Annotated in this window: 9 protein-coding genes; 6 read left to right on the forward strand and 3 right to left on the reverse strand. The window is 59.0% G+C overall.

The genetic code is table 11. From position 1 onward, the window contains the following. Positions 1-3: 3 nt before the first annotated feature. Both H4N61_RS02970 and H4N61_RS02975 read left to right on the forward strand, forming a co-directional pair. The gene (locus H4N61_RS02970; RefSeq protein ID WP_169196750.1) at positions 4-1533 is read left to right on the forward strand and encodes a tripartite tricarboxylate transporter permease; all 1530 of its coding nucleotides are present in this window, start codon (positions 4-6) and stop codon (positions 1531-1533) included. Between the two features lie 86 nt (positions 1534-1619). Beyond that, positions 1620-2372, forward strand: coding sequence for a carboxymuconolactone decarboxylase family protein (locus H4N61_RS02975; protein WP_169196751.1), 753 nt, complete (start codon positions 1620-1622; stop codon positions 2370-2372). 67 nt (positions 2373-2439) lie between these two features. Here the strand turns inward: H4N61_RS02975 and H4N61_RS02980 are convergent, their stop codons facing one another. Beyond that, complete coding sequence (locus H4N61_RS02980; RefSeq protein ID WP_210271238.1) at positions 2440-4524, reverse strand: 3-hydroxyacyl-CoA dehydrogenase NAD-binding domain-containing protein; 2085 nt, start codon at positions 4522-4524, stop codon at positions 2440-2442. Between the two features lie 276 nt (positions 4525-4800). Between H4N61_RS02980 and H4N61_RS02985 the strand changes: the two genes are divergently transcribed. From H4N61_RS02985 to H4N61_RS02995, 3 genes are all read left to right on the forward strand, one after another. After that, positions 4801-5766 (forward strand): LysR family transcriptional regulator, encoded by a 966-nt coding sequence (locus H4N61_RS02985; protein WP_182394935.1) that lies wholly within the window; start codon positions 4801-4803, stop codon positions 5764-5766. 125 nt (positions 5767-5891) lie between these two features. After that, positions 5892-7109, forward strand: a complete 1218-nt coding sequence (locus H4N61_RS02990; protein WP_182394937.1) for a CoA transferase — start codon at positions 5892-5894, stop codon at positions 7107-7109. Positions 7110-7117: 8 nt separating this feature from the next. Next, positions 7118-8083 (forward strand): D-2-hydroxyacid dehydrogenase family protein, encoded by a 966-nt coding sequence (locus H4N61_RS02995; protein WP_182394940.1) that lies wholly within the window; start codon positions 7118-7120, stop codon positions 8081-8083. Here H4N61_RS02995 and H4N61_RS03000 read toward each other — a convergent pair. After that, positions 8080-9048, reverse strand: a complete 969-nt coding sequence (locus tag H4N61_RS03000) for an MBL fold metallo-hydrolase (protein ID WP_182394941.1) — start codon at positions 9046-9048, stop codon at positions 8080-8082. The two genes, H4N61_RS02995 and H4N61_RS03000, sit on opposite strands and share 4 nt — an antisense overlap. 67 nt (positions 9049-9115) lie before the next feature. After that, on the reverse strand, positions 9116-10024 hold the full coding sequence (locus tag H4N61_RS03005; RefSeq protein ID WP_169196756.1) for a LysR family transcriptional regulator: 909 nt from the start codon (positions 10022-10024) through the stop codon (positions 9116-9118). A gap of 99 nt (positions 10025-10123) precedes the next feature. On the opposite strand from H4N61_RS03005, the gene H4N61_RS03010 reads away from it, so the two are divergent. Next, on the forward strand, positions 10124-11734 hold the full coding sequence (locus H4N61_RS03010; RefSeq protein ID WP_182394943.1) for a GMC family oxidoreductase N-terminal domain-containing protein: 1611 nt from the start codon (positions 10124-10126) through the stop codon (positions 11732-11734). Positions 11735-11895 lie beyond the last annotated feature (161 nt).

Genomic DNA, 11895 nt, shown 5'->3' on the forward strand with positions numbered 1-11895 from the left:
ACAATGGATTATTTTTCAGCCATCCAAATGGGTTTTGCGACGGCGTTTGAGTGGAACAATTTGGTGTTCTGCTTTGTCGGCGTGGCGTTGGGTACAATCGTTGGCCTGTTGCCGGGCATTGGTGCGCTTTCGACAATTTCGATGCTGCTGCCACTGACCTTTTACATGGAACCAACCACGGCGATCATCATGCTCGCTGGTGTGTTCTATGGGGCGCAATACGGCGGTTCCATCGCCTCGATCTTGCTGAACATCCCGGGCACTGCCACCAATGCCATTACTTGTCTCGACGGTTATCCGCTGGCGCGTGATGGGCGTGCGGGTGTGGCGCTGGCAGTCACGACCCTGTCGTCTTTCGTAGGCGGCACTTTCGCAATTCTCGTCCTGATGTTCATGGGCCCAATGCTGGCAGATGTGGCGCTCGCATTTGGCGCGCCCGAATACACCTCCATCATGGTGTTCGGCCTGATCGCCGCTTCGACGTTATCGGGTGGTTCGATGCTTAAGGGCCTCGCGATGGTGATCGCAGGAGTGGTCCTTGGCACCGTGGGCATGGACATGAACACCGGCGTCCAGCGCTTCCAGTTTGGCCGCAATGAGCTGTCGGACGGTTTGAGCATCGTCGCAATCGCGATGGGCCTGTTTGGTGTGGCGGAAATTCTCGTCAATCTGATGCGTAGTGACGGTAGCCCGTTCAAGGTTCATTCCGTGACGCTACGCTCGCTGATCCCAACCAAGAAGGACGTCAAAGAAAGCACCATGCCGACTGTGCGTGGCACGCTGATTGGCACGGTCTTGGGCATTCTGCCGGGGACGGGCGCGACCATCGCTTCGTTCATCAGCTACGCCACCGAAAAGCGCGTTTCTAAGACGCCGCAGATCTTTGGTAAGGGCGCTATGGCTGGTATTTCCGCGCCGGAAGCGGCCAACAATGCTGCGGTGCAGTCGGCCTTCATTCCGACCCTGAGCCTTGGCATTCCTGGCGACGCTATTATGGCGGTTATGCTCGGCGCGCTGATGATCCACGGCATTTCGCCGGGTCCTGGCTTGGTCAATCAGCATCCAGAATTGTTCTGGGGCCTGATCGCCAGCTTCTGGATCGGTAACGTTATGCTGCTGATCCTCAACCTGCCGTTCATTGGCGTGTTCGTGCGTATCCTCAAGATCCCCTACGACGCGCTTTATGTGGCCATGCTGTTCTTCATCTGCGTGGGCGTGTTTTCGATCCGTAACAATGTCTTCGACATTTTCCTCGTGATCGGTTTCGGCATCGTCGGCGTGTTCATGATCTTGGGCCGCTATCCGGCTGCTCCCCTGCTCTTGGGCTTCATCCTTGGGCCGATGATCGAAGAAAACATGCGTCGAGCTCTGCTGCTCTCGCGCGGCTCGTTCGACATCTTCGTCTCGACGCCAGTGTCGGCCAGCTTTGTAGTGTTGAGCGTTGTGGTGCTGGTGGCGACCGCCGGTCTGCCCATGCTGCGCAAGGGCATTCGCACGGCTTCTAACGACGTGGCCGTCGACGCTAAGGACTGATCGGACACCACTCAATTCTGGGGTGGGCATGTTGGCGATTGTGCGACGTGCCCACCCTTTTTGTTTGCACCATGATGGGGAAGAGCATGGATACGACCGCTCGCCAACAACTCAAAGACGACGTCATTCGCCTGCGCGGCTATTGGCACAAATTCCACGATGGCCTCCTGGAAGGCGCGCCGAACTATCTTTCGGCTTATTTGCAGTTTCAGAATGCGCCAGCGGCGGCTGGGCGTATCGAGCCGAAGGTTTGTGAGTTTATCTACATCGCTGCCGACGGGGCTGTGAGCCATCTCTATGGCACTGGCGCGGCACGGCATATTGAGATGGCGCTGGATAAGGGGGCAACTGAAGCTGAGGTGTTGGAAGTCATACAGCTGACGACGCTCTCCTCGCATATGACTATGGAAGCGGGCATGGGCGCTCTGGTGCGCCAGCTAAGCCTCGCTGGATATGCGCAAACGCCAGCGCTGAGCGAAGAGCAGGAAAACCGCAAGACAAGTTTTATCGCGCTGACCGGCTATTGGCCCGAAGGAGGCGACGCGCTGTTTGTCTATGCGCCGGACTTTATGGACGCTTATCTGCGCTATGCGGAGATCCCCTATGCTGAGGGGCCGCTGTCGCGCAAGGTAAAGGAATTCGTGCGCATTGCCATTTGCGCTTCGCCAGTCTGTCCGGAACCGAAGGGGCTGGAACGTCACATCGGCTTGGCGCTTAAGCATGGCGCAACGCCGGAGGAGATTGCTGACGTGCTGCAGCTGACGGCGGCGATTGCCATCCACACCTGCACCACCACCATTCCCCCGCTGATGGATGCGCTGGCCGCCCGGCGCGCATAAAAAAGACGGGGCGTGCCCCGGCAATCGCATTGTGATGGAGGCCCCGGTTTTGCCGGGGCCTTTGCTTTTAGGCCTGACGCAGCGGGGCGAGGAGGGCGGCAGTATCGCCGCGCACAAAACCACAGCCTGCATTAGCCTGGGCCTTATCGACCAGCGATTCAACCTCGGCAGGGGACATGCGCGCCGCCTGGAAGAGCGGGCCGCCCTTGTTCTTGGCAAAGCCATAGCCATTGGTCAGAACGACGTCGATATCGGAGGCCGTGCGCGCGATGCCTTCGGCCACGATGAGCGCGGCCTCATTGACGATGGCGCCGAGGATGGCTTGGCCGATGGCCGTCCCATCGGGGGTTGCGGTGCCGCGCTGGGCCGCGTTCTGCATGACGAGATCGGTGACGACCGGCGATGGCTGTGCCTTGCCTTTTTCGTCATAGTCATACCAGCCCGCATTGGTCTTGCGACCGAGACGACCGAGTTCACACACGGCGTCCGGCAGAGAAACGTAGCGGGTGCGCGAATCGCGCGTTGCCGCTTTGCTCTGGCGCAGACGCCAAGCGATATCGAGGCCAGAGATGTCGGATACGGCAAAGAGGCCCATGGCAAACCCGAGCTTGGTTGCGGCTGCGTCGACGTCTTGGGGTAGAGCGCCGTCATCGAGCGCGTATTCGCACTGCGCGCGATACTTGGCGTAGATGCGATTGCCGATAAAGCCTTCGCAAGGCTTGGCCAGCACGGGGAGCTTAGAAATGGTTTTGGCTAGGGCAAAGCCCGTCGCCAGAGTGCTCGCAGAAGTGGTGGCGCACTGAACCACCTCAAGCAGCTTCATGCGCGGCACGGGCGCGAAGAAGTGGAGGCCGATGAACAGCTTTGGGCGGCCAGAGGCCGCCGCAAGAACGTCGATATCGAGATAGGAAGTGTTGGTCGCGAGAACCGCGTCAGCTCGCATGACGGCTCCGAGCTTACCCAGAACCTCGGTCTTAACGGCTATGTCTTCAAAGACAGCCTCGATGACCAAATCGACGTCGCTGAGCGCCGATACGTCGTCTGCGGTTTGAAGCAAGGCGAGGCGATCAGCAGCGGTTGCCTTACCGAGCTTGCCCAGCTTTTCGACGTCCGAAAGCGTCTTGGCAATGGTGTCCTTGGCGCGGGCGATAACGGCCTCATTGCTGTCAACGAGGATGACGTTGAGGCCAGCGGTTAGGAGCACACTGGCAATGCCTGCGCCCATGGTGCCTGCGCCGACAACGCCTGTGGTTTTGACCGAGATCGGAGTGGCATCTGGATCGGCTGGAGGTTTGGCTGCGGCGCGTTCGCCAAAGAAATTGTAACGAAGCGCTGACGCTTCTTCGCCGGTGCGCAGACGCTGGAAGATCTCGCGTTCGAGCTTCAGGGCCTCAGCGACTGGTGTGGTTTTAACGAGGCGGACAGCGCGAACGGCTTCACTGACGCATTCACGACCCTTGCCCTTGGCGAGAGCAGTTTGGGCGGCGGCTTCGATGTCCTCTGCGCTTGCCGTTGGCGGGGTGAGCTGAGCGCTGAGGCGCTTGGACTTGCCGGCCACGAAGGCAATCGCGTCCGCAAGGAGATCGGTTTCGGCGACGGCGTCGATCATGCCGAGACGTGCGGCTTCAGCGGCTGCAACGCGGCGCGAGGAGGTGACGATCTCAATGCCATGTGGAATGCCAACTAGACGCGGCAGGCGCTGGGTGCCTCCGGCGCCGGGGATCATGCCGAGGCTCACCTCGGGCAGGCCGACGACGCCACTTGGAACAGCAATACGCCAGTCACAAGCCAGTGCGAGCTCATAGCCGCCGCCCAGCGCCGAGCCATGGATGGCGGCGATGACGGGGGCGTGGCACTGCTCGATGGCTGTGAGAACTTCTGGCAGTTCTGGTGGGGGCAGAGCCTTGCCGAATTCCTTGATGTCCGAGCCTGCGATAAAGCTCTTGCCGCCGCCAATGATAATGACACTTGTGACCGATGGCGTGCTGGCGATGTCGTTCAGTGCTGCCATCAGGCCCTGACGCACAGCGACCGAGCTGGCGTTTACAGGCGGGTTGTCGATGTAGATGACAGCAACATCGTCTTGGCGGTTGAGTTTTACGGCGCTGGACATGGCCACAGCACTGGCGGGGATCTGGATTTCGGTCATCATGGTTCCGGCTGATGCACTTGCTTGCATCAGCTTTAGCGCGTTTAGATGCCGCGCAAATTTGCATAATCTGCGAAGTTCTTTTGCCTTAGGCCGAAGGTTCGTGCGTTTGCCGAGAGGATGGCTCTGGTATGCCAGCTAGGGGAAAACCACTCCGATTTTTGCAAAACTATTGATAATACAAACGAAAGTGGGCGATTATGTCGCATTAGCGCTCAGCCAGTTCGGTATTGTCCCTATACCCAGAGGAGCTGCAGAGCGCGGGGAGACTATATTGCTATGAGCATCCGGCCATCTGCGCCGACGGCAGCTGTTGAGCGCCGTCGAATTGAAGACCTGCCTAGCCTGCGTGACATGGAGCTATTCGTCACCGTGGTTCAGTGCGGAAATTTCTCGGCCGCAGGTCGGCGGTTTGGTCTCTCACCGGCATCGGTGTCGCGCTATATCAATGCGCTGGAAGACCGGCTCGGGGTTCGGCTGTTAAACCGCACCAGTCGCAAGCTATCGCTGAGCGATATGGGGACGTTGTTTTACCAGCGCGCGGAGCGCATTCTCAACGATGTGCGTGACACCCAGATTGAGGTGACGCAGGAGCATGTGCGTCCGCAAGGCGTGTTGCATGTGCATTCGCGTTTGCTGGTCGGGCTGCAATATATCGCGCCCGCGCTGCCCGCATTTCTGGAGCAGTATCCCGAGATCAGCGTCGACCTGACCCTCTCGAATGAGGACGTCGACATTATTGAGAACAATATCGACGTCGATATTCGCATTGGGACGCTGGCGGATTCATCGCTGATCGCCCGTAAGCTGGTGAATAGCGAGCGCATACTCTGTGCCAGCCCAGCGTATTTGGAGGGGCGTCCGCCGATCAACACGCCGCAAGACCTGCTCGAGCACAATTGCCTGACCTATAAGATCAACCTTGGTGGGGTGAATTGGCGGTTTCTGGCGGAAGACGGCACGTTGACGGAAATTCCGGTCAAAGGCAGCTTTAGAACCAATAACGGCCCGGCTTTGCATATCGCTATGTTGCAGGGGTTGGGCTTGTCGCTGATGCCGGATTGGGCGGTTGCCAATGAGCTGGCTTCGGGCGAATTGGTGCGCGTTCTGCCGGACTACCGCATCAGCTTCACCTCGTTTGAGAACGCTGTTTACGCGGTCTACTCGCCGACCAAGCATCTGCCGGTTAAGGCCCGCGTATTTATCGACTTTTTGGCCAAGCATTTCCAATCGGTGAGCGTCTAGGCTTTACAGTTTTTGCAACTAAACTAGTCAGCTTTCGCTCATTATCTGCTGGATTTATCAATGCTAGCTCTACCCCAAACTAAGGTGGGCGTAGTGTGTCGCGCCCGGATTTTTGGGAGTGCGTCGTGGCTGGCAATGTTCTTGACGGTATTCGGGTTCTAGATTTCTCGCGTGTATTTGCAGGGCCCGCAGCCACTCAGGTCCTAGGGGACATGGGTGCTGATATTCTCAAGATCGAGCCACCCGGCGGTGACGAAGCGCGCTATTATGGCGTGACCAGGGAACGTCTCGAAAAGTTCGGTGGCGTCAGCCCGTCGTTCCTGGCGCTTAACCGCAATAAGCGCAGCCTGGAAATCGATCTGCGCACAGAGGCAGGCAAGGAGATCGCGCTTAAGCTCGCTAAGGATTGCGATGTTGTCGTGCACAACTACCGTCCGGGCGTGATGGAGCGTTTGGGCCTCGGTTACGAAGACCTCAAGGCGATCAACCCGCGCCTGATCTTTGCTGAGTTCTCTGCCTTCGGCACGACCGGCCCGCTGGCGAAGGCTGGTGCCAACGATCTGGCGCTGCAGGCGCATAGTGGCTTGATTAGCATTACCGGTGAGGAAGATCGTTCGCCTGTACGCTGCGGTTCGGCGATTGTTGACCTCCACGGTTCGCTGGCGATCGTTTCGGGCATTCTCGGTGCGCTGTTCCATCGCGTGACCACCGGCCTCGGTCAGCGCGTTGAATCCTCGCTCCTGCTCAGCTCGGCTCACCTGATGAGCTATTTCTACACTGAGTATTGGATGGATGGCGCCATGCATAAGCCTATGGGTACGGCGAACCACCTCTCGGTGCCGAACCAGGCCTTCCCGGCAAGCGACGGGGAAGTGGTGATCATCGCCTCGACCAATGACATGTGGCAGCGCCTTGTGGCGGCGCTCGGTCCGGATGAACTGGGCGGGCCAGAATTTGCTGGCGTGTTTGATCGTCGCTCCAACCGCGTGCAACTGGTCGAGGCAGTGTCGGCCATTACGCGCACCAAGACCTGCGCGCAGCTGCTCGACATTCTCGCGGAAGCCAAGGTTGTTGCGACCAAGGTCAACACCATTGGTGAAGCGGCGGATCACCCGCAGTTGGCGGCAGTTGGTGGGCGCTTGGAACTGCCGGTCGGTCAGCATCTCATCGGCTCGGTTGCTTCCCCGTTCTCCTTCTCTGACGTTGATATGTCCGAAGTCACCCCGCCACCGGCATTGGGTGGGCACATCGATGAAGTGCTGCAGGAGTATGGCTACAGCCAAGAGCAGATTGATGCCTTCCGCGCGTCTGGCGCTTTCGGTAAAATCACAGCAGCTCAATAGGTGCTTACATGACTTCTGCTCGACTCGGGTGCGTTGTTCTCGATGACTATCAATCGGCTGCGAAAGGCGCGGCGGATTGGTCCCAGCTTGAGCATGCAGTTGATGTTGAATTCGAGCAGAGGTTTATTGGCGAGCCGGAGGCGCTGATTGAGCGCCTCCAGAACGCAGATATCGTCGTTGCCAATCGTGAGCGCACGCGGTTCGACGCGGCCACTCTCGCGGCTTTGCCAAAACTGAAATTGCTTGTCACCACGGGCATGGGTAATGCCGCCATCGACATGTTGGCCGCAAAAAGCCGCAACATTGTTGTTTCAGGTACAGGCAGCGATGGTGCGCCAACGGCTGAATTGACCTGGGCGCTAATACTGGCCATGGCGCGCTCCATCGTGCCTGAAGCCAATGGCATAAGGGCAGGGGCTTGGCAGAGTTCTCTCGGCTTTGCGCTATCGGGGCGTACGCTTGGGCTGGTTGGCTTAGGGCGTGTCGGCTCGGCGGTGGCAAAGGTCGGTACGGCTTTTGGCATGCGCGTTGCCGCATGGTCGCCACGGCTTGATGACGAGCGGGCTGCTGCTGCGGGCGTTGAGCGCGCAAGCTCGCTTGAAGCGCTGTTTCAATCCGCCGACGTGATCTCCCTCCACGCGACTTTGACGCCGGAGAGCCGGGGGCTGGTTGATGCCAAGCTGCTCGGACTGATGAAGCCAAGCGCTTATCTCGTCAACACATCACGCGCCGGTCTCATTGATGAGGCGGCGCTGATCGCCGTGCTGAAGCGCGATGGTATTGCCGGGGTTGCGCTGGACGTTTTTGCGACGGAGCCCACACAGGCCGACAATCCACTCTTTGCTTTCGAGCGCGTCTTGGCGACCCCGCATTTGGGCTATGTGACCGACGTCACCTATGCGGCATTCTTTAGCCAAGCGTTGGAAGACATTTTGGCCTTTTTGGCTGGCACGCCAATCCGCGTGCTCAATTAAGCGCGCTCAAACAGCATCACGCCATCATCGCTAAAGCGGCGCGTGAGCTTGCCGCGATGCCAAAGATAATTGGCAAGGCTTAGGGTCATGCCGGGCACGAGGTCTGAGAAGCGCGACGCGGCGCGTGGCGAAAAGATCGTCTCCGACATGGTCTGAATAGTCGCCGCTTGGCTGAGGTGTTCCAGCAATGCCTGCAACCGCCGCTCATGCGCCATGCGGAGTTTTTGAGCCTGTTGCGCCAGCCCGGTGAAGGCTGAGCCGTGTCCGGGCAGCACAAGGCAGCTCTCAGGAACGGGCATGAGACGGTCGAGATAATCGAAATAGGCGCCAAGAGGATCAGCGTCGGGTGTTTCGCTCCAGACGGTGATATGCGGGCCGGCACCAGCCAGCATTTGATCGCCGCTGAGAAAGATCAAATTGTCCTCTGCGAGCAGCGAGACCCCCGCGCTTGAATGCCCGCCACCTATGATCACCGACCAGCTTCGGCCCGCAAGCTCAAGCGTTTGGCGGTCCGTAAGCACGTTGAAATTCTGGGGGAAGGGGGAAAGCATCGCATAATCGATTGGTTTCGATTTTATCCGCGTTGGCTCGTCCATTCCCATCATATGGAGGAAGTTTTGTGCGGAAGCGTTGCGGCGCTCGAGCGAGGTGCTACTGGCCCAAGTGATGTGCTGATGCTCGAGAGCGCTCATATTCAGCGCAGCGCCATATTGCAACATAAGCGGGGATGCTTGGCCGGTGTGATCGCGGTGCATATGGGTGCAGACGATGTCGGTGACATTGCCGATGTGGCCAAGCTCTGCCGCTTGCACCCACACTTGCCGCGTTGGTTCGCCCGGCATGCCGGTATCGAGGATAATCTGATCACTCTTGTCGCCGATGAGCCAAGCGTTGACCGAGGCAAAGCGCGGCATGGGGCATTCAAGCCGGGTGACGCCGGGGCGCAGAGTTTCGATATTGGTCACGGCTGGTCCGGAATGCTCAGGGGATGGTGTCAGGATAGCGCGTTGGATCGTTGGCGCAATTGATGATCTAGCGCAGCACCTTTGCAGCCGCTGACAAAGGGAAGGGCGTGGTTTGGCAAAGGCTGCGCACGAAGTCCGCCAGAGCGCGGACGCGCGGCACGCGCAGGGCCTCTGGCGTCACATTCATCCAATAGGAACGGAGAATGTTGACCTCATCAGGCAGGACTGGCGCGAGTGCTGGATAACGCGAGGCTATGAAGTGGGGCAGGACGCAAATTCCGGCATTGCCCAGGGTGGCTTCCACCTGTCCGAGAAGGCTCGAGAATTGCAATTGCGCTCTTAAGCCGGGGGAGACCTCATCGAGATAATCCAGCTCGCGCGAGAACAGCAGGTCTTCGATATAGCCGATGAACCGGTGCTTGGAGAGCGCCGCGCGCGCCTCTGGCGTGCCGTGCTCATGGAGATAGGATTTGCTGGCGTATAGGCCCAAGCCATAATCGGCCAATCGCTCAGCGACAAACCGCGGGCCGCCGGGGGTCAGCGTAACGCCAATGTCGCCGTCTCTTTGGTTTTGTGACTGGATCTGCTGGATTGGCACAAGTTGCACCGAAAGGCGCGGATTGGTCTGCGCGAAGCTGGCGAGACGCTCGGCGAGATAGAAATTGCCAAAGCCATCAGCGGTGACGATGCGCACCACCCCGCCGATGGCGCTACCGACATCGCTGCCCGCGCTTGATCGCAGCGCGAGTACTTCCATCTGTTCGGCGTGTAGCAGTAGGTCTTCCCCTGCCGCGGTGAGCGCATAGCCGTTCGTTCCGCGCTGGAAGAGCGAGCGTCCCAGTGCCTGCTCGAGCGCGGTGATCCGACGGCTGACCGTGGCGTGGTCTGCTAACAGTATACGCGCGGCCCCGCTCAGCGTGCCGACACGGGCCACTTCTAGGAAGAATTTCAGGTCGTTCCAGTCAAATCCCGCCACTCTTCGCCTCGTGCATTTCCGCACAGCATATGTTCAAAACCTCCGCTTGTGAGCAAGCATTTTCGCACAGTAACTTGCGCCTCAGTGAGGGAGTGACTGATGAGCTCTATGGAATTCGATTACATTGTCTGCGGTGGCGGCTCGGCGGGCTGCGTTTTGGCGAACCGCTTGTCGGAGAACGGCAAATACAAGGTGGCGCTGCTCGAGGCTGGCAGCAAGGACAATTGGATCTGGTTCCATATCCCGGTCGGCTATCTGTTCGCGATTGGCAATCCGCGCGCGGATTGGATGTTCCGCACCCAGCCGTCCGAGGGCTTGAATGGTCGCGACCTTGCCTATCCGCGCGGCAAGGTGTTGGGCGGCTCGTCGGCCATCAATGCTATGATCTATATGCGCGGGCAGGCGGCGGATTATAACCGCTGGCGCGAAGCTGGCTTGGAAGGCTGGGGTTGGGACGATGTTCTGCCAGTTTTTAAAAAGCACGAAGACAATTGGCGCGGTGCTTCGGACCTTCACGGGGCAGGCGGCGAATGGCGTGTAGAGCAGCCGCGTTTGAAGTGGGAAGTGCTCGACACCTTCATTGATGCCGCCGAGAGCGCCGGCATTCCGCGCAGTACCGATTTCAATACCGGCACGAATGAAGGCTGTGGGTATTTCGACGTCAACCAGAAGACGGGCCGTCGCTGGAGCTCCGCGCGTGGTTTCCTCAAGCCCGCATTGAAGCGTCCGAACCTGGAAGTTCTCACCAATACGCTCGTTGACCAAGTCATCGTTGAGAACGGCAAGGCGACCGGCGTGAGCGTACTACGCAATGGTGTGCGCGAAACCATCCGTGCCCGTCGTGAGGTTGTGCTTTCTGCAGGCGCGGTGGCGAGCCCGGCGATCCTTGAACGCTCCGGCATTGGTCATGGCGAGCATCTTAAGGCAGCAGGTATTGATGTTGTGCATCACCTGCCGGGCGTTGGCTCGAACCTCCAGGACCATTTGCAATTGCGTCCGATCTATAAGGTCCAAGACGTGCCAACCATGAACATGCTCTACCAGTCGCTGGTGCGCCGTGGGTTCATGGGGCTGGATTATCTCTTCCGCCGTCGCGGTGCGCTGACCATGGCGCCATCGCAGCTGGGTGCGTTCACGCGTTCGTCGGATCGCTATGAAACGCCGAACATCCAGTTCCACGTCCAGCCGCTCTCGCTCGATAAGTTCGGCGACGAGATGCATAAATTCCCGGCGATTACCGTGAGCGTGTGCAATCTGCGTCCGGCAAGCCGTGGCGAGGTGCACGTCAGCAGCATGGATGTCACTGCTGCGCCAGTTATTACGCCGAACTATCTTTCGACAGAGGAAGACCGTCAGGTCGCAGCAGACAGCATTCGTTGGGCACGCAAGGTCATGTCGCAGCCAGCTATGGCAAAGTACCGCCCCGAGGAATTCCGTCCCGGCGCGCATCTCACCAGCGACGGGGACCTCGCCAAGGTTGCAGGCGATATCGGCACGACGATTTTCCACCCAGTCGGCACGGCGCGCATGGGCGTCAAGTCCGATGAAATGGCGGTGCTGGACAACAAGCTGCGTGTCTATGGGGTTGAGGGCCTGCGCGTCGCTGATGCGTCCGCTATGCCATTCATCACATCCGGTAACACAAATTCTCCGACCATTATGATTGCGGAGAAGGCGTCAGAGGCAATCTTGGAAGACGCCGTCGCTTAATCAAAAAAGCGTTTGTGCTCCTAAGGCGTGCGCGAAGCTTAGAGTGGCAGAATGCTACTGTGATTTGACCGGAATGTGCCTGTATCGTCGGAGATGGTCGGGCCATTCCGTGGCTTTCAGAAGCAGTTTTAAGCTTAGAAGCGGACTGCAGGCGTTGGTCA

The sequence above is a fragment of the Devosia sp. MC521 genome (assembly GCF_014127105.1).
GTDB lineage: Bacteria > Pseudomonadota > Alphaproteobacteria > Rhizobiales > Devosiaceae > Devosia.

Bases quoted from the DNA above. Each gene is read 5' to 3' on its own strand.
- H4N61_RS02995 (WP_182394940.1), top strand. From the start codon at position 7,118: ATGACTTCTGCTCGACTCGGGTGCGTTGTTCTCGATGACTATCAATCG.
- H4N61_RS02970 (WP_169196750.1), top strand. From the start codon at position 4: ATGGATTATTTTTCAGCCATCCAAATGGGTTTTGCGACGGCGTTTGAG.
- H4N61_RS02985 (WP_182394935.1), top strand. From the start codon at position 4,801: ATGAGCATCCGGCCATCTGCGCCGACGGCAGCTGTTGAGCGCCGTCGA.
- H4N61_RS02975 (WP_169196751.1), top strand. From the start codon at position 1,620: ATGGATACGACCGCTCGCCAACAACTCAAAGACGACGTCATTCGCCTG.
- H4N61_RS02980 (WP_210271238.1), bottom strand. From the start codon at position 4,524: ATGATGACCGAAATCCAGATCCCCGCCAGTGCTGTGGCCATGTCCAGC.
- H4N61_RS03010 (WP_182394943.1), top strand. From the start codon at position 10,124: ATGAGCTCTATGGAATTCGATTACATTGTCTGCGGTGGCGGCTCGGCG.